Raw genomic sequence first — 16,478 nt, forward strand, 5'->3', positions numbered from 1 at the left:
TTGGGGATTTAAACACGGATTACACGGATTTCTTCTAATCGTGCTCAGCAGCGGCCTTCGGGATGACTCGACGCACCGCAAGCATAAAAGAACATCCGTGTAATCCGTGCCAAAATCCCCAAAATCCGTGTGAATGTTGCCCCCGACGCCACGAATCACCGGACCCGCAGCAACCTTGCCCACTCCCACCCCGGGCGCATAGAATCCCCGTGAAGGAGCGTCGCGCGCCCATGAGCATCCTGTACCTCCAGCACATGTTCCGCCCGCGGTCCGTCGCCGTCGTCGGCGCCACCAACCGGCCGCAGAGCGTCGGCAACGTCATCATGCGCAACCTCCAGGCCGGCGGGTTCGAAGGGCCGATCATGCCGGTCAACCCGCGCCAGGAGGCGGTGGCCGGCGTGCTCGCCTACCCCGACGTGTTCAGCCTGCCGCGCACCCCCGACTTGGCCGTGCTGTGCACCCAGCCCGACACCGTCCCCGACCTGATCGACGAACTCGGCGCCCGCGGCACCCGCGCCGCGCTGGTCATCGGCGGCATGAACGAAGCCCAGCACACCCGCGCGCTGACCGCCGCCAAACGCCACGACCTCCGCTTCCTCGGCGGCCGCAGCCTGGGCATCCAGGTGCCGCCGTTCCGCCTGAACGCCAGCTTCAGCCACGTCAAGGCGCTGCCCGGCCACATCGGCTTCGTCTCGCAGTCGGACGCGGTGGGCACGCTGGTGCTCGACTGGGCCTACCCGCGCAAGGTCGGCTTTTCGCACTTCGTCTCGCTGGGCGACGCGTCCGACATCGGCTTCGGCGAGGTGCTGGACTATCTCGGTTCCGACCCCGGCACCCGCGCCATCCTGCTCTACATCGAGGATCTGCGGGAGCGGAAGACCTTCATGGCCGCCGCCCGCGCCGCCGCGCGCAACAAGCCGGTGCTCGCCATCAAGGCCGGCCGCCGGCCGCCGGGCACCAGCACCGCCGGCTATGTCGAGCTGTCGGCCGACGTGCTGTCCCTGGTCGATCCCGACGACGTGTTCGACGCAGCGCTCCAGCGCGCCGGCATTCTGCGCGTGCGCTCCATCGACGAGCTGTTCGGCGCCGTGGAGACCCTGGCCCGCGCCCGCCCCATGCGCGGCGAGCGGCTGGTCGCCGTGTCCAACGGCGGCGGCACCGGCACCATGGCGGCGGACGAGCTGTACGCCGGCGGCCTGAACCTCGCCACGCTGTCCGACAAGACCGCGGCGAAACTCCGGGCGTTGCTGGGTGCCGAATGGAACGGCCTCAACCCCATGGACATCCGCGTCGACGCCACCGCGGCGCGCTACGCCGACGTGCTGAAGATCCTCGGCGAGGACGAGGAGATCGACGCCATCCTCGCCATGCACACGCCGACCACGCTGACCAGCAGCACCGAGGCCGCCATGGCGGTGATCCGCACGGTGCGCCAGCACGGCACCAACGTGCTGACCTGCTGGATCGGCGGCGACACGGTGGCGACCGACCGCAAGCTGTTCGTCGAAGCCGGCGTGCCGACCTTCGACACGCCGGCCGACGCGGTGCGCGCCTTCCTGCACATGGTGAACTACCGGCACCGGCAGGATTCGCTGATGCAGACGCCGGCCTCGATCCCGGTCGAGTTCCACCCCGACCCGGACACCGCGCGCCGCGTCGTCCAGGCGGCGCTCGCCGCCGGCCAGACCTACCTGAACGAGCCGCAGGTGAAGGAGGTGCTGTCCGCCTACGGCATCCCCGTCGTCGAGACCTACATCGCCGAGGACCCGCCTCACGCCAAGCGCCTTGCCAAGTCCATCGGCTTCCCCGTCGCGGTGACCGTGATGTCGCCGGACATCCGCCGCAAGTGGGACGTCGGCGGCGTGGCGCTCGGCCTGGAGACGGCGGACGGGGTGGAGGCCGCCGCCCGCGGCATGCTGGCCCGCGTGCGCGAGAAGCGGCCGGACGCCCGCGTCACCGGCTTCAGCGTGCAGCGCATGGTGCCGCGCGGCAACGCCCGCCAGCTGTTCATCGGCGCCGCCACCGACCCGCTGTTCGGCCCGATCATCCTGTTCGGCGAGGGCGGGCGCGCGGCCGAGCTGTTCCGCGACCTCGCCGTCGGCCTGCCGCCGCTCAACGTGCCACTGGCGCAGGAGCTGGTGGCGCGCACGCGCGTGGCGACGCTCTTGAAGGAGCACCTCAATCGCCCCGCCGCCAATCTGGACGCCGTCTGCCTGACGCTGATGCAGGTCTCGCAGCTCATCGCCGACGTGCCGGAGCTTCTGGAGATGGACATCAACCCGCTGTTCGCCGACGACCACGGCGTGACGGCGGTGGACGCCCGCATGAAGGTGGCGGCGGCCAGGCCCGACCCCAACCGCCTCGCCATCCGCCCCTACCCGAAGTGGCTGGAGGAGACGATCCTGCTGCGCGACGGCCGCGCCGTGCTGCTGCGGCCGATCCGGCCCGAGGACGAACCGGCACACCACGTCTTCATCTCCAAGCTGACGCCGGAGGACATGCGCTTCCGCTTCTTCCACTACAAGGCGGCGCTGCCGCACAGCGAGATGGCGCGGCTGACGCAGATCGACTACGACCGCGAGATGGCCTTCATCGCCATCGCCCCCGACGCGCACGGCGAGCCGGAAACCCTGGGCGTCATCCGCGTGGTGGCCGACCCTGACAACCGGCAGGCCGAGTTCTCGATGGTCACCCGCTCCGACCTGAAGGCCCAGGGGCTGGGAACGCGCATGATGCGCAAGATGATGGACTATTGCCGCAACCGCGGCACGCTGGAGATGACCGGCGACGTGCTGACCGAGAACGCCCCCATGCTGAGCTTCCTCGGCCACTTCGGGTTTACGGTTGCCGAGAGCGAGGAAGAGGGGGTTTTGCGGGTGTCGTACCGGCTGAATTAGCCCGGCACCGCCTCCGCCACCAGCCGCACCCCCAGCGCCCCCATCACCGCCCCCGCCGCCCGGTCGATCCAGATCTTGGAGCGCAGGTAGGCCGCCCGTGGCCGTTCGGCGGAAAAGGCCACCGCCACCAGCGCGTACCACCCAGCTACAATAACGAAGGCTGCCGGCGGCAGTACGGCCGACACCCACAGCGGCGGGTCCGCCGGCAACAACGCCACGAAGGTGCTGGCATAGACCACCGCGGTCTTCGGGTTGCTGAGCTGCGTCGCCAGCGCGAAGCCGAAGGACCGCCCCACACCGCGCGCCCCCTGCCCGGCCCCGTCCGGCACCACGATGGGCTGCCGCGCGCCTTGCCAGATCCGCACGCCGAGGTACGCCAGATACAGCCCGCCGAACAGCTTGAGCCCGGCATACAGCCACGGCACGCTCGCCAGCACCGCGTGCAGGCCGATCAGGGCGAGTGCGCAGAACACCACGCACCCAGCTCCCATGCCCAGCGCCGCCGCCAGCCCGTCGCGCCGCGACACGGCGATGGACGTGCGCACCACCATCACGAAGCTCGGCCCTGGGCTGACCGCCCCGACCGTCAAGGCGCCAAGGATGCAGAGAAGGGCAACGACCGAGTCCACGACACTCTCTCCTGTTTGGATCAGGGGGAAAACTGATTGGCTAACTTAAACCGGCACCGCCTCCACCACCAGCCGCACCCCCAGCGCGCCCATGACCGCGCCCGCCGCCCGGTCGATCCAGATCTTGGAGCGCAGATACGCCGCCCGCGGACGCCCGGCTGAGAAGGCCACCGCCACCAGCGCGTACCAGCCCGCTTCGATGGCGAAGATGGCCGGCGGCAGCACGGCCGACACCCACAGCGGCGGGTCCGCCGGCAGCAGCGCGGCGAAGATGCTGGCGTAGACCACCGCCGTCTTCGGGTTGCTGAGCTGAGTCGCCAGCGCGAAGCCGAACGACCGCCCCACACCGCGCGCCCCGCCCTCGGCCCCGTCCGGCACCACGATGGGCTGCCGCGCACCCTGCCAGATCCGCACGCCGAGGTACGCCAGATACAGCCCGCCGAACAGCTTCAGCCCGGCGTACAGCCAGGGCACGCTCGCCAGCACCGCGTGCAGGCCGAGCAGCGCCAGCGCGCAGAACACCACGCCGCCGACGCCCATGCCCAGCGCCGCCGCCAGCCCGTCGCGCCGCGACAGGGCGATCGACGTGCGCGCCACCAGCACGAAGCTCGGCCCCGGACTGACCGCGCCCACCGTCAACGCGCCGAGAATGCTGAGAAGGGCGAGGCTCGGTTCCATGGCGCAGTCTCCCGTTGAGTTCACGGCAACGCTACACCAAAAAAGAAGGCCCCGGAACCGGGGCCAGTCTCGTGCCGATCAGATCACGTGGAACAGGTACAGCAGAATGATGATCGGGATCGGTATCCCGAGAATCCACAGCAGCGCTCCGCGCATGGCAAACTCCCTCGGTTCTGGATGCCTTACGTACCGAAGGGATAACACCCGGCCCCGTCCGAGGTTTCACGTTGACGTAAAGGTCACCTGTTTCCGCCGACTGGTGTTATCCTCGGCTCAAAGCGCAGCAGGAGAGGAAACCCCGATGACCGACACCATCGCCGTCACCGACCGGGACGGCGCCCGGCTGATCCGCATGGACCGGCCGAAAAAGAAGAACGCATTGACGCTCGCCATGTACACGGCGATGGCCGAGGCCATCCGCAGCGGCGAGCAGGACGACGGCGTGCTGAGCTTCATCATCGCGGGCGCGCCGGGGGCGTTCTGCGCCGGCAACGACCTGAACGACTTCCTGACCATCGATTCGGCCGAGGGCACGCCGATCCTCGCCTTCATCGACGCGCTCATGCGCGCCACCAAGCCGGTCATCGCCGCGGTGGACGGTGTCGCGGTGGGCATCGGCACGACCATGCTGCTGCACTGCGACCTCGTCTACGCCACGCCCGCGGCGCGTTTCCAATTGCCGTTCGTCAATCTGGGACTGGTGCCGGAGGCCGCGTCGTCGCTCCTGCTGCCGCGCTTGGTCGGCCACCAGAAGGCGGCGGAGCTGGTGCTGCTCGGCGAGCCGTTCGACGCCGCCACCGCGCACGGCTTCGGGCTGGTGAACGCCATCATCGGCGCCGAGGAACTGCTCGACCACGCGATGATGGTGGCGGGCGCGCTGGCGGCCAAGCCGCAGGGCGCGCTGCGCCGCACCAAGGCGCTGCTGAAGGCGGACCTCGCCACCGTGGCCGAACGCAGCGCCCACGAGGTGCGGGAGTTCGACGCCTGCCTGCGCTCGGACGAACTGCGCGAGGCGGTGGCGGCCTTCAAGGAGCAGCGCGCGCCGGACTTCTGGCGCAGCCGATCGGAGTGATCCCAAGCGGCGGGTCTTGCCCGGAACGGGTACGTCGTCGGGGTGTCTGGTGGTGCGTTCTCACCCCGCTATCGTGGTGTGGACGATGGTCCGAAAGGAACCCCCGATGCCGGCCACCACCCGATCGTGCCAGACCCCCGCCGTTCCCACCCGCGTCGAGATCGCCGCCACCGAGGTGGCGCAGAAGCTGTCCGCCTTCCTGGCCGGCGTGCCGGTCCAGACGCGCGAGGTGGCGATCGACGCCTATCGCCGAATCACGCTGGAGCTGCTGACCACCCGCGGCCTGCCGGCCGATCAGGCGAAGCCGCTGGTCGAGCAGATCGTCCAGGACATCCGCTTCCGCGTCGCCGCGGTCGAGCGCGCCGGCGGCACCGTGGCCGGCCGGGCCTAGACATGCGAGCCTAGCCGCCCTGCCATCCGCCACGCGCAGCCCTGTCATGGGATGAGCATGGTTGGCGAGACAGACGGTGCGCGGGTAGGCTCGCGTCCATGACCGAAAGCCTCGCCGCCGCCGCTCCCGTCCCCTTCCGCTCCATCGCGCTGCTGAGCCTCGCCGCCTTCGCCTCGGCGGCGACGGCGCGCGTCGCCGACCCGCTGCTGCCGCAGGTGGCCGAGGAGTTCCACACCAGCGTCGCCAGCGCCTCGGTGGTGGCCACCGGCTTCACGCTGGCCTACGGGCTGTGTCAGGTGATCTACGGCCCCGTCGGCGACCGCTACGGCAAGTACACGCTGATCGCCGTCATGACGCTGCTGTCGGCGCTCGGCACCGGGCTGGCGGCGCTGGCCGGCGACCTCGCCACGCTGGGCACGCTGCGGCTGCTGAGCGGCGCCACGGCGGCGGCGATCATCCCGCTGTCCATGGCGCACATCGGCGACATCGTGCCCTACGAGAACCGCCAGCCGGTGCTGGCCCGCTTCATGTCCGGGCAGATCCTCGGCGTCATCGCCGGGCAGGCGGCCGGCGGCGCGCTGGGCGAGTGGATCGGCTGGCGCGGCGTGTTCCTGGCGCTGGCCGCCGTCTACGTGGCGATCGGCGCGCTGCTGTGGCTGGAGCTGCGCTCGCCGCGCGTCGTGCAGGTCCGCAACATGGTCACCCTGTCCGGGCTGATCGCCAACTTCGCCGCGCTGGCGCGCACGCCGCGCGTGCGGCTGGTGGTCGGCGTGGTGTTCGTCGAGGGCATGCTGTTCTTCGGCGGCTTCACCTTCGTCGGCGCCTTCGTCCGGCACGCCTACGGGCTGGGCTACACGGCCATCGGCGGGCTGCTGGCGTCGTTCGGCATCGGCGCGCTGGCCTACACGACCATGGCGTCGCGCGTGGTGGCGATGCTCGGCCAGCGCAACATGGTGCTGGCCGGCGGCGTGTTGCTGGCGCTGGCCTTCGCGCTGTTCGCGCTGACGCCGCCGTGGTGGCTGCTGCCGCTGCCCATCGCGCTCAGCGGGCTGGGCTTCTACCTGTTCCACAACACGCTGCAAACGCAGGCCACGCAGATGGCGCCGCACGCCCGCGGCGTCGCGGTGTCAGTGTTCGCCTCGTGCTTCTTCCTGGGTCAGGCCGCCGGCGTGGCGCTGGGCGGGCCACTGGCCGAGGCCTACGGCTTCCCGCCGCTGTTCCTCGCCGCCGGGCTGGCGCTGCCGGTGCTGGCGGCATTCTTCCGGGCAAGGATCCGCGTGCCTTGACGGACGAGCGCGACGCCCCACCGTCAAGGGCATGACACGCGGCACCCTGTTCCTGCTCATCGTCGTGGTGGTGGCCTGCGCCGTCGCCATCGGCTGGGCGGCCTACCAGCTCTATCTGGCGTCGGAAACCATGAGCCTGAACGGCTGGCTGGCGCTCGGGCTGGGCGCGTTGGGCGTGGCGCTGCTGACCTTCGGCCTCATGCGCCTGGTGTTCTTCAGCAGCCGCGGCGGCTACGACCAGTAGGCTATTCCGCCGCCTCGCGAACGCGCATGCGGTCCAGAACGTGGCACAGCTCCGCGGTGCCGTAAGGTTTGGCGAGAATGGCGTTGCCGGGGGCGGCTCCGTCGAAGCCCTCCACCGCATCGCCGTAGCCGGTCGCCAGCACCACCCGCAACGCCGGCCGGCGGCGGCGCAGTTCGCGCGTCAGGTCGGCGCCGCTCATGCCCGGCAGGCGCATGTCGGTGAGCAGCACGTCCAAATCCGCCACGCCGTCGAGCCGGGCGAGCGCCGTCTCGCCATCCGCTGCGTCCCCCACCACCCGCACGCCGATGTCATCCAGCAGCTCCAGCGCCGCCAGACGGGTCAGCTCGTCGTCCTCGACGACAAAGACGCGCAACGGCTCGGGCGCCATGGGCGCCTCCGCCAGCGCCGCCCGCACCTCGCCCGCCAGCGCGGCACTGCGGTAGGGCTTGCGCAGCAGCGGGAAGCCGGGCACCACGCCGTGCTCCGACGTCAGCGCCTGCGCCGTGTAGCCCGAGGTCAGCAACACGCGCAGCCCCGGCCGCAGTTCGTGCGCCCGGCGAGCCAGTTCGGCGCCGTTGATGCCGCGCGGCATCACCACGTCGGTGAACAGCAGGTCGATGGCTTGACCACTCTCCAGAACCTCCACCGCCTCGACGCCGTCCGCCGCGGTGACCACGTGGTAGCCCAGCGCCTGCAACGTCTCCACCGCCACCGCGCGCACATCCGCGTCGTCCTCGACCACCAGCACGGTTTCGCCGTAGCCGGCCAGCCCGTCCGCCGGCAATGCCGGGCGCGGCGCGGCCGGCTCTTCGGCCCCGGCGGCGGCGCACGGCAGCCAGATCTGCACGGTGGTGCCGCCCCCCGGCGCGCTGTCGATGCGCACCTGCCCGCCCGACTGGCTGACGAAGCCATACACCTGGCTCAGCCCCAGGCCGGAGCCCTTGCCGACGTCCTTGGTGGTGAAGAACGGGTCGAACACGTGGGGCAGCACGTCCGCCGGGATGCCGGCCCCGGTGTCGCGCACGGCGACCATCAGCCACTCGCCGGCGGCCAGTTCCACCGGCGCATCGTCCTCCGGCGCCGGCAGCGTCCGGCCACTCGCCGAAACGGTGATGCGCCCGCCCGCCGGAGTCGCGTCGCGGGCGTTGACCGCAAGGTTCAGCACCGCCGCCTCGAACTGGCTGGGATCGACCCGGCAAGGGCGCAGGCCCTCATTCAGGTCCAGCGTCACCTCGACCGCCTCGCCGACCGCGCGGCGGATCAGCGGCTCCAGTTCCCGGAGCAGCCGGTTGACTCCGACCACCTCCGGCCGCAGCGGCTGCCGGCGGGCGAAGGCCAGGAGCTGCTGGGTCAGCCGCTCGCCGCGGCCGGCCGCGGCCAGCGCCGCGGAGGCCAGACGCCGCACCCGCTCGGGGTTGTCGGCGGCGCGGTCCATCATGTCGAGGTTGGCGACGATCACGGTCAGCAGATTGTTGAAGTCGTGCGCCACGCCACCGGTCAGCTGCCCGATGGCCTCCAGCCGCTGGGCGCGGGCCAGCGCCGCCTCGGCGCGTTCGCGCTCGGCGATCTCGGCGATCAGCAGGCGGTTGGATTCGGCCAGCTCCCGCGTGCGCTCGGCGACCAGCCGCTCCAGATCGTCGTGCGAGCGCGCCAGCGCCTGCCGGGCTTCCTGGATTTCGGTGATCTCGGTGGCGCCGCCGATCCAGCGCACCGGCTGGCCGGCGGCGTTGCGCAACGGCAAGCCGCGCACCTTGAACCAGCGGTAGCCACCATCGAAACGGCGCAGCCGGTATTCCAGGTCGTAGCTGCCCCGCCCCGCCAGGGCCGCCCGCCACACGGCCCCCACCGTTTCGCGGTCTTCGGGGTGGATGGCGTCCATCCAGCCGTTACCGAAGTGCCGCGCAGCCGGAATGCCGGTGAAGGCGACCCACTGCCGGTTGACGTAGTCGCACCCGCCGTCGCTGCCCGCCGTCCAGACCAGCTGCGGAACGGCCTCGACCAGTGTGCGGAAGCGGTCTTCGCTCTGTTGCAGCGCCGCCACGACGCGGCGCAGCCGGTGCGCCACCGCGACGACCGGCAGGCTGGTGAGCGCGAACAGGCCGAGGCTGGTTGCCTCGTTGACCGCCAGCCATGTGAAGTGGAAGTTGGGCGGGAAGATGAAGTACCAGACGGCGACGCTGCTCGATGCCCACGCCGATAGGCCCGCCGCCCCACCACCGACCAGTGTCGCGATCAGGATCGCCGGATAATAGGTGGCGAAGGGCACCACGTTGGCGACGAACGGATCGAGCGTCAGCCGCAGCAGCGTCGCCAGCATCACGCACAGCAAGGCGATACCGTGCGCGCGCGCAGCGCTCGGCCGATGCACCACCAACTGGTCGAGACTGCGCGCCAGCAGCGTCCTCACACCGTGCCCCCCCAGTCCCGCGGCAGTTTCGAGTCCTTATTATCTCCAATTCCCGACGCAACGCAAAGTCTTGGCAGTCTTATACCCCCCGAACGCAAAAGGCCGCCCTCGACGGGCGGCCCCTCGCGCCGGGACGGCCGGAAATCCGGCGTCAGGCGATCTCGACCCGCTCCGCCTCGGGACCCTTGGCGCCCTGGCGGACGGTCACGCGGACCGGCTCGCCATCGGCCAGCGCGCTGAGGCCCGAGCGCTCCAGCGCGCGGATGTGGACGAAGATGTCCTTACCGCCGCTGTCCGGCGCCACGAAGCCGAAGCCCTTGGTCGCGTTGAACCACTTCACGGTGCCCTCGACGACTTCGCCGCCGCCCTGGCTGCCGTAGCCGCCACCGCCGTAGCCGCCGCGGTCATAGCCGCCGCCGTAGCCGCCACGGTCGCCGCGGTCGTAGCCGCCCCCGCCGTAATCGCCACGCGGCGCGCGCGGGCGCGGGGCGCTGGCGGTGGAGGTGTCCACGGAATGGACGGTGGCGACCTGAAGGCCTTTCGGGCCGCGCCCCAGGTCGCATATGATGGTCGCCCCGTCCGGCAGCTCGTCATGGCCGGAGAACTGAACGACGGAGGAGTGAAGGAACGCGTCCGGCGACCCGTCATCGGGCGTGACGAAGCCGAACCCCTTGGTCGGGTTGTACCACTTGACGGTGGCGCGGATGTCGCGGTGGGTGATCTCGGGATCGCGGGAGGCGTTGCGCTGCGGACGGTCGTACATGAACAAGTCTCGTGCAAGTAGTGACAAGCCGCTGCCCGCCGGGGACTGCGGTGCAGCGAGGATGACCCGAGTTTCGCAGCATTTCAATCGCGATTGTCCTCGGAACGGGAAAAACAACATTGCACCCCTCTCGCAAACGGGTTGGGCGGCACGGCGCACGTCCTTTGGACGAGGCATATTGACCTTCGGACGAACAATCGGCCCAAGAAATGGGCAAAAAGGCAGGCAGAGCATGGCGAGCAAGGGCACACCAGCGGTGAGCGCGGCCAAGGCGGCGGGACTGGAATTCCGCCTGCTGGAGTATGAATACGACGCTGGAGCCGACGCCATCGGCCTGCACGCCGCCGAGTCCCTGGGGCTCGACCCGGCGGTTGTCTACAAGACGCTGGTGGTGCAGCTCGACACGAAAGCCCTGGTGTGCACGGTGATCCCCGTGGCCGCGCGCCTGGACCTGAAGGCGCTGGCGCACGCGGCCGGCGCCAAGAAGGCGGAGATGGCCGACCCGGCGGCGGCCGAGCGCTCGTCCGGCTACATGGTGGGCGGCATCAGCCCCTTGGGCCAGCGCAAGCCGCTGCGCACCTTCATCGACCAGAGCGCCGAGTCACTGCCGGAGATGGTGGTGAACGGCGGCCGGCGCGGCTTGCAGATCGCATGCAAGCCCGTCGATCTCGCCCGCGCGCTGAAAGCTGTGGTATGCCCCATCGTCACGAAGTGAAAAATCGGAAGGCCGGCATGGACATCGCCATCGTCATCCCGTCGCGCTACGGCTCCAAGCGGCTTCCCGGCAAGCCGATGCTGCCGATCCGCGGCAAGAGCCTGCTGCACCGGGTGTGGGCCATCGGCAAGGCGGTCACCGGCGTCGCCGAGGTTTACATCGCCACCGACGACGAGCGCATCGCCGAGCACGCGCGCGGTTTCGGCGCCATCCCGATCATGACCTCCCCCGACTGCGAGAACGGCACCGAGCGGGCGCACGCGGCGATCAAAACGCTGCACAAGCGCCCCGACGCGGTGATCAACCTGCAAGGCGACGCCGTGCTGACCCCGCCGTGGGTGGTGCAGGCGCTGGTGGACGCCTTCCACGCCGACCCGTCGGTGAGCATCGTCACCGCCGCCGTGCACTGCTCGTGGGAACAGGTCGCGGCTCTGGAGGAGCACAAGCGCAGCAACCCGTCGAGCGGCACGCTGGTCACCATGGACCGGACCGGCAAGGCGCTGTACTTCTCGAAAAACATCATTCCTTACCTGCGCACCCGCGACACCACCAAGCCGCCGCCGGTGTTCCGGCACATCGGCATCTACGGCTATTCGACGGACGCGCTGGACCGCCTCGCCACGCTGGAGCCGACGCCGCTGGAGCAGGCCGAGCAACTGGAGCAGCTGCGCGCGCTGGAGAACGGCATTCCGATCCAGGTGGTGACGGTGGACTACCGCGGCCGCACGCACGGCTCGGTGGACTCACCCGCCGACATCGATCTGGCCGAGGCGATCATCGAGCGCGAGGGGGAACTGGTATGACGGTCAGCCTGATCTTCGCCCGCCACGGCAACACCTTCGGCCCTGGCGACAAGGTCGCCTGGGTCGGCCGCGAGACCGACCTGCCCCTGGTCGAGCGCGGCGAGGAACAGGCGCGCGAGGCCGCGGAGGCGTTGCGCACCGCCGGGCTGCTGCCGACCTCGGTCACCTCCGGCACGCTGATGCGCACGCGCGGCTTCGCCGGCATCGTGCGCGCGGCAATCTGCCCGGACGCCCCGGCGGCGCAGGACCCGCGCCTGGACGAGATCGACTACGGCGCCTGGGCCGGGCTCAGCTCCGAGGAGATCGCCGCCTTGCCGGGCGGCAGCGCCATGGCCGAGGCGTGGCAGAAGGAAGACGTCTGGCCGGAGAACGCCGGCTGGCGCAGCACGCAGGCGGAGATCCTCGACGCGTTGCGGGGCTTCCTCGACGAGGTGCTGGCGACGGCCAGGGACGGCGAGCGCCGGCTGATCGTGTCGAGCAACGGCACCTTGCGCTTCGTACCGCGCCTGCTGGGCGTCGCCGAGCCGGGCGTGTCCTACCAGATGAAGACCGGCCATCTCGGCCTGATCCGCCGCGAGGCGGACGGACGGCTGCGGCTGGTGTGCTGGAACGCCAAGCCGGCGGAGTTCCAACAACCCTCTCCCATCCCGGGAGAGGGTGGCCGCGCAGCGGCCGGGTGAGGGTAAAACCAAGTATCCTTGCCACACCCTCACCCAGCGCCTACGGCGCCACCCTCTCCCGGGGCGGGAGAGGGTTTGAGCCGCTCCACCGCCCAGCGCGCCGCGTCGCGCACCACCTCCGCCGGGTCGTCCAGCAGGCTGCGCGCCACCGCCGCCTGCGCCGGGTCGCCGCAATTCCCCAACGCGATCAGCACGTTGCGCACGAAGCGGTCGCGCCCGATGCGCTTGACCGGCGACGCCGTGAACAGCGCCCGGAACCCCGCATCGTCCAGCCGCGCCAGCTCCGCCAGCCGCGGCGCCGTCAACGCCTCGCGCGGCAGGAACGCCGCCTCGCGGCTGGCCTGGGCGAAGCGATTCCACGGGCACACCGCCAGACAATCGTCGCACCCATAGATGCGGTTGCCGATGGCGGCCCGGAACTCCTCGGGGATCGGTCCCTTGTGCTCGATGGTCAGGTACGAGATGCAGCGCCGCGCGTCGAGCTGGTACGGCGCCGGAAACGCGTCGGTCGGGCAGACGTCCTGGCAGCGCCGGCACGTCCCGCAGCGGTCGGCGTGCGGTTCGTCGGGCGGCAAGTCCAGCGTCGTGTAGATCTCGCCCAGGAACAGCCAGGAGCCGTGCGTGCGCGACACCACCACCGTGTGCTTGCCCTGCCAGCCCACACCGGCGCGCGCCGCCAGCGGCTTTTCCATCACCGGCGCGGTGTCGACGAACACCTTGACCTCGGCCTTGAACCGGCTGGCGATCCACTGCGCGAGTTGCTTGAGCCGCCCCTTGATGAGGTCATGGTAATCGCGGTTCAGCGCGTAGACCGAAATCACCCCGCGGTCGCGCCGCTCCAGCCGTTCCAGCACATCGAAGTCCGGCGCGTAGGACATGCCCAGCACGATGACGCTGCGGGCGTCGGGCCACAGCGTGCGCGGATCGCCGCGCCGGTCGGTCTTCTCGGTCATCCACGCCATATCGCCGTGGCGGCCGCGCTCCAGATACTCCGCGAGATGTTCCCGCACCCCGTCGCCCAGCCCGGCGTCGGTGAACCCCACCGCGTCGAAGCCCAGCGACCGGGCTTTCGCCCGTATGTCGTCAGCCGCGGCCACGGTAGGGTGCCACGCCCTGGTCGGGAATCCACACGCCGGCCGGCGCTTCGCCGGACTGATAGAACACGTCGATGGGGATGCCGCCGCGCGGGTACCAATAGCCGCCGATGCGAATCCACAGCGGGCTCAACTCGGCTTCCAGGCGCTTGGCGATGGACACCGTGCACGCCTCGTGGAAGGCGCCGTGGTTGCGGAACGAGGCAAGGTACAGCTTCAACGACTTGCTCTCGACCAGCCAGTCGCCCGGCACATAGTCGATCACCAGATGCGCGAAGTCCGGCTGCCCGGTGATCGGGCACAGCGAGGTGAACTCGGGCGCCGCGAAGCGCACCAGATACTTTTCACCGGGATGCGGGTTCGCCACGCGCTCCAGCATCGCCACGTCCGGCGACGCGGGCTGCTCGGTCTTGCCGCCCAACTGGGTCAGGTTGCGGTAGATCGTCTCGTCGCTCATCTCAGCTCTCCACGGGAACGGGCTTGAGCGGGTCCGCCGTCGCCGGAATGTCGCCCAGCGCCATCTCCGCCTCCCAGGCCGTCGCCACCTCCTCGAAGCGGCCTTCCTCGATGGCGACCCGCAGGCTCGCCATCAGATCCTGGTAGAAACGCAGATTGTGCCACGTCAACAGCATCGGCCCCAGCATCTCACCCGCCTTGAACAGGTGGTGCAGATAGCCGCGCGAATAGCTGGTGCAGGCCGGGCAGTGGCAGCCCTCGTCCAGCGGCCGTTCGTCGTGGGCGTGGCGGGCGTTGCGGATGTTGATCTGGCCGCGCCGCACGAACGCCTGCCCCGTCCGCCCCGAGCGTGTCGGCATCACGCAGTCGAACATGTCGATGCCGCGCCGCACCGAGCCGATGAGGTCGCTCGGCCGCCCGACGCCCATCAAATAGCGCGGCCGGTCGGCAAGCATCATGGGCGTGGTGAAGTCCAGCACGCGGAACATCTCCTCCTGCCCCTCGCCCACCGCCAGCCCGCCCACGGCGTAGCCGTCGAAGCCGATGCCGGTGAGCGCCGCCACGGACTCGGCACGCAGATCCTCATAGACGCCGCCCTGCACGATGCCGAACAGGCCATAGCCGCAGCGCGCGGCGAAGGCGGTCTTGCAGCGCTCGGCCCAGCGCATGGACAGCCGCATGGAGGCCGCCGCCTGCTCGTGCGTCGCCGGGAACGGCGTGCACTCGTCGAAGGCCATGGTGATGTTGGAATCCAGCAGATGCTGGATCTCCATGGAGCGTTCCGGCGTCAGCCGGTGCTTGGAGCCGTCCACGTGCGAGCGGAAGGTGACGCCGTCCGCGTCCATGGTGCGCAGTTCGGACAGCGACATCACCTGAAAGCCGCCGCTGTCGGTGAGGATCGGCCCCGGCCAGTTCATGAATTTGTGCAGCCCGCCCAACTGCGCCACCCGCTCGGCCGTGGGCCGCAGCATCAGATGGTAGGTGTTGCCCAGCAGGATCTCGGCGCCGGTGGCCTTGACCTGTTCCGGGTGCATGCCCTTGACGGTGCCGGCGGTGCCGACCGGCATGAAGGCGGGGGTGTTGACCAGCCCGTGCGCGGTGTGCAGGCAGCCGCGCCGCGCGCCGCCGTCGGTCTTCAGGAGTTCGAACGCCAACCCGCTCACGAGGCCCTCACCAGCAAAGACGTGTCGCCATAAGAATAGAACCGGTAGCCGGAGGCGATGGCGTGCGCGTAGGCCGCCTTCATGCGCTCCATCCCGGCGAACGCGCAGACGAGCATGAACAGCGTCGAGCACGGCAGGTGGAAGTTGGTCAGCAGCGCATCGACGATGCGGAACCGGTAGCCGGGCGTGATGAAGATCTCGGTCTCGGCGGCGAACGGCGCCAGCCGCCCATCTTCCGACGCCGCGGATTCCAGCAGCCGCAGCGCCGTGGTGCCGACCGCGACGATCCGCCCGCCCGCCGCGCGCGTGGCGTTCACCGCCTCGGCGGTCGCGGCCGACACCTCGCCGTACTCGGCGTGCATCTTGTGGTCGGCGATGTCCTCGACCTTGACCGGCAGGAAGGTGCCGGCGCCGACGTGCAGCGTCACGGGCACGCGCGCGATGCCCTTGGCTTCCAGCGCCGCCAGCAGGTCCGGCGTGAAGTGCAGTCCGGCGGTGGGCGCGGCGACGGCGCCCTCGTGGCGGGCGAAGACGGTCTGGTAGTCGTCCTGGTCCTGCGGGTCGGGGCCGTCGCGGTGGATGTAGGGCGGCAGCGGCATGAAGCCGTGCTCGTGCAGCTTGGCGAACAGCGCCGCCCCGCCGACGTTGAAGCGCAACCGCACCTCGCCGCCCTCGCGCTTGTCCTCGACCACCGCGGAGAAACCCTCGGCGAAGCCGATGGTGTCGCCGATCTTCAGGCGCTTGCCGGGCTTGGCGAAGGCCGCCCAGGCATCCTCGCCCTCGCGCTTGTGCAGCGTGACCTCGACCTTCACCACGCCGCGCGTGCCGGTGAGCCGCGCCGGGATGACACGGGTGTCGTTGTAGACCAGCAGATCGCCGGGCCGCAGCAGGTCGGGCAGCTCGCGCACGATGCGATCGGACAGCGCCTCTCCCACGACCAGCAGGCGCGCGGAATCGCGCGGCCTCGCGGGGTGGGTCGCAATGCGGTCTTGCGGCAGTTCGAAGTCGAAATCGGCGGTTTTCATGGGCCGCGCGGATATAGCCGACTCGGGCGGGGTTGGGAAGCGCGATAGGCGCATACCCCTCTCCCGCCCCGGGAGAGGGAGGGGTCCACTCGAAGAGTGGGAGGGTGAGGGTAAATCCAAGGATCCTTGCGCTTACCCTCACCCGGCCGGCTCTCGCCGGCCACCCTCTCCCGGG

Annotated in this window: 16 protein-coding genes; 8 read left to right on the forward strand and 8 right to left on the reverse strand. The window is 70.3% G+C overall.

The features are described 5' to 3' along the window. Nucleotides 1-230 precede the first annotated feature (230 nt). Nucleotides 231-2,897 carry a bifunctional acetate--CoA ligase family protein/GNAT family N-acetyltransferase gene (locus ACSVDD_RS14295; RefSeq protein WP_448190031.1) on the forward strand — a complete coding sequence of 889 codons (2,667 nt, stop codon included), beginning with the start codon at nucleotides 231-233 and terminating at the stop codon, nucleotides 2,895-2,897. Here ACSVDD_RS14295 and ACSVDD_RS14300 read toward each other — a convergent pair. Both ACSVDD_RS14300 and ACSVDD_RS14305 read right to left on the reverse strand, forming a co-directional pair. After that, nucleotides 2,894-3,526 carry a LysE family translocator gene (locus tag ACSVDD_RS14300; RefSeq protein WP_448190032.1) on the reverse strand — a complete coding sequence of 211 codons (633 nt, stop codon included), beginning with the start codon at nucleotides 3,524-3,526 and terminating at the stop codon, nucleotides 2,894-2,896. The two genes, ACSVDD_RS14295 and ACSVDD_RS14300, sit on opposite strands and share 4 nt — an antisense overlap. A 45-nt stretch (nucleotides 3,527-3,571) precedes the next feature. After that, nucleotides 3,572-4,204 (reverse strand): LysE family translocator, encoded by a 633-nt coding sequence (locus tag ACSVDD_RS14305; RefSeq protein WP_448190033.1) that lies wholly within the window; start codon nucleotides 4,202-4,204, stop codon nucleotides 3,572-3,574. 301 nt (nucleotides 4,205-4,505) lie between these two features. Between ACSVDD_RS14305 and ACSVDD_RS14310 the strand changes: the two genes are divergently transcribed. The 4 genes from ACSVDD_RS14310 to ACSVDD_RS14325 all read left to right on the forward strand — a co-directional run bounded on the left by ACSVDD_RS14310 (nucleotide 4,506) and on the right by ACSVDD_RS14325 (nucleotide 7,197). Beyond that, complete coding sequence (locus tag ACSVDD_RS14310; protein ID WP_448190034.1) at nucleotides 4,506-5,276, forward strand: enoyl-CoA hydratase; 771 nt, start codon at nucleotides 4,506-4,508, stop codon at nucleotides 5,274-5,276. Nucleotides 5,277-5,382: 106 nt separating this feature from the next. Continuing rightward, nucleotides 5,383-5,667 carry a hypothetical protein gene (locus ACSVDD_RS14315; RefSeq protein WP_448190035.1) on the forward strand — a complete coding sequence of 95 codons (285 nt, stop codon included), beginning with the start codon at nucleotides 5,383-5,385 and terminating at the stop codon, nucleotides 5,665-5,667. A 98-nt stretch (nucleotides 5,668-5,765) separates the two neighbouring features. Beyond that, entirely contained in the window at nucleotides 5,766-6,953 is a 1,188-nt protein-coding gene (locus ACSVDD_RS14320; protein WP_448190036.1) for an MFS transporter, read from the forward strand. 31 nt (nucleotides 6,954-6,984) lie between these two features. Continuing rightward, nucleotides 6,985-7,197: a hypothetical protein gene (locus ACSVDD_RS14325; RefSeq protein WP_448190037.1), complete on the forward strand. Its 213-nt coding sequence runs from the start codon at nucleotides 6,985-6,987 to the stop codon at nucleotides 7,195-7,197. 1 nt (nucleotide 7,198) lies between these two features. Here ACSVDD_RS14325 and ACSVDD_RS14330 read toward each other — a convergent pair whose 3' ends face one another. Both ACSVDD_RS14330 and ACSVDD_RS14335 read right to left on the reverse strand, forming a co-directional pair. After that, nucleotides 7,199-9,604, reverse strand: a complete 2,406-nt coding sequence (locus tag ACSVDD_RS14330; protein WP_448190038.1) for a response regulator — start codon at nucleotides 9,602-9,604, stop codon at nucleotides 7,199-7,201. Nucleotides 9,605-9,755: 151 nt separating this feature from the next. Further along, nucleotides 9,756-10,367, reverse strand: a complete 612-nt coding sequence (locus ACSVDD_RS14335) for a cold-shock protein (RefSeq protein ID WP_448190039.1) — start codon at nucleotides 10,365-10,367, stop codon at nucleotides 9,756-9,758. A gap of 232 nt (nucleotides 10,368-10,599) precedes the next feature. Here ACSVDD_RS14335 and ybaK point away from each other — a divergent pair, with 232 nt between their 5' ends. From ybaK to ACSVDD_RS14350, 3 genes are read left to right on the forward strand one after another with little or no spacing between them, the layout of a single operon-like run. Next, nucleotides 10,600-11,082, forward strand: coding sequence for a Cys-tRNA(Pro) deacylase (ybaK, locus tag ACSVDD_RS14340; protein WP_448190040.1), 483 nt, complete (start codon nucleotides 10,600-10,602; stop codon nucleotides 11,080-11,082). Nucleotides 11,083-11,099: 17 nt separating this feature from the next. After that, entirely contained in the window at nucleotides 11,100-11,885 is a 786-nt protein-coding gene (gene kdsB / locus ACSVDD_RS14345; RefSeq protein WP_448190041.1) for a 3-deoxy-manno-octulosonate cytidylyltransferase, read from the forward strand. Further along, a complete protein-coding gene (locus ACSVDD_RS14350; RefSeq protein WP_448190042.1) occupies nucleotides 11,882-12,565 on the forward strand; it encodes a histidine phosphatase family protein in 684 nt (227 codons plus the stop codon). Before kdsB ends, ACSVDD_RS14350 begins: the two co-directional genes overlap by 4 nt. A gap of 29 nt (nucleotides 12,566-12,594) precedes the next feature. Here the strand turns inward: ACSVDD_RS14350 and queG are convergent, their stop codons facing one another. The 4 genes from queG to queA are packed head-to-tail and all read right to left on the reverse strand — an operon-like array spanning nucleotide 12,595 to nucleotide 16,303. Beyond that, complete coding sequence (gene queG, locus ACSVDD_RS14355; RefSeq protein ID WP_448190043.1) at nucleotides 12,595-13,662, reverse strand: tRNA epoxyqueuosine(34) reductase QueG; 1,068 nt, start codon at nucleotides 13,660-13,662, stop codon at nucleotides 12,595-12,597. After that, nucleotides 13,649-14,116 (reverse strand): preQ(1) synthase, encoded by a 468-nt coding sequence (queF, locus tag ACSVDD_RS14360; protein WP_448190044.1) that lies wholly within the window; start codon nucleotides 14,114-14,116, stop codon nucleotides 13,649-13,651. The genes queG and queF overlap by 14 nt, the downstream gene beginning before the upstream one ends. Before the next feature lies 1 nt (nucleotide 14,117). After that, on the reverse strand, nucleotides 14,118-15,278 hold the full coding sequence (tgt, locus tag ACSVDD_RS14365; protein ID WP_448190045.1) for a tRNA guanosine(34) transglycosylase Tgt: 1,161 nt from the start codon (nucleotides 15,276-15,278) through the stop codon (nucleotides 14,118-14,120). Further along, nucleotides 15,275-16,303, reverse strand: a complete 1,029-nt coding sequence (queA, locus tag ACSVDD_RS14370; RefSeq protein ID WP_448190046.1) for a tRNA preQ1(34) S-adenosylmethionine ribosyltransferase-isomerase QueA — start codon at nucleotides 16,301-16,303, stop codon at nucleotides 15,275-15,277. Before queA ends, tgt begins: the two co-directional genes overlap by 4 nt. Between the last annotated feature and the right edge of the window lie 175 nt (nucleotides 16,304-16,478).

This window comes from Azospirillum terrae (assembly GCF_053470425.1).

Coding starts and splice junctions, on each gene's coding strand:
- ACSVDD_RS14295 (WP_448190031.1), top strand. CDS start 231: ATGAGCATCCTGTACCTCCAGCACATGTTCCGCCCGCGGTCCGTCGCC.
- ACSVDD_RS14305 (WP_448190033.1), bottom strand. CDS start 4,204: ATGGAACCGAGCCTCGCCCTTCTCAGCATTCTCGGCGCGTTGACGGTG.
- ACSVDD_RS14310 (WP_448190034.1), top strand. CDS start 4,506: ATGACCGACACCATCGCCGTCACCGACCGGGACGGCGCCCGGCTGATC.
- ACSVDD_RS14315 (WP_448190035.1), top strand. CDS start 5,383: ATGCCGGCCACCACCCGATCGTGCCAGACCCCCGCCGTTCCCACCCGC.
- ACSVDD_RS14320 (WP_448190036.1), top strand. CDS start 5,766: ATGACCGAAAGCCTCGCCGCCGCCGCTCCCGTCCCCTTCCGCTCCATC.
- ACSVDD_RS14325 (WP_448190037.1), top strand. CDS start 6,985: ATGACACGCGGCACCCTGTTCCTGCTCATCGTCGTGGTGGTGGCCTGC.
- ACSVDD_RS14335 (WP_448190039.1), bottom strand. CDS start 10,367: ATGTACGACCGTCCGCAGCGCAACGCCTCCCGCGATCCCGAGATCACC.
- ybaK (WP_448190040.1), top strand. CDS start 10,600: ATGGCGAGCAAGGGCACACCAGCGGTGAGCGCGGCCAAGGCGGCGGGA.
- kdsB (WP_448190041.1), top strand. CDS start 11,100: ATGGACATCGCCATCGTCATCCCGTCGCGCTACGGCTCCAAGCGGCTT.
- ACSVDD_RS14350 (WP_448190042.1), top strand. CDS start 11,882: ATGACGGTCAGCCTGATCTTCGCCCGCCACGGCAACACCTTCGGCCCT.
- queF (WP_448190044.1), bottom strand. CDS start 14,116: ATGAGCGACGAGACGATCTACCGCAACCTGACCCAGTTGGGCGGCAAG.
- queA (WP_448190046.1), bottom strand. CDS start 16,303: ATGAAAACCGCCGATTTCGACTTCGAACTGCCGCAAGACCGCATTGCG.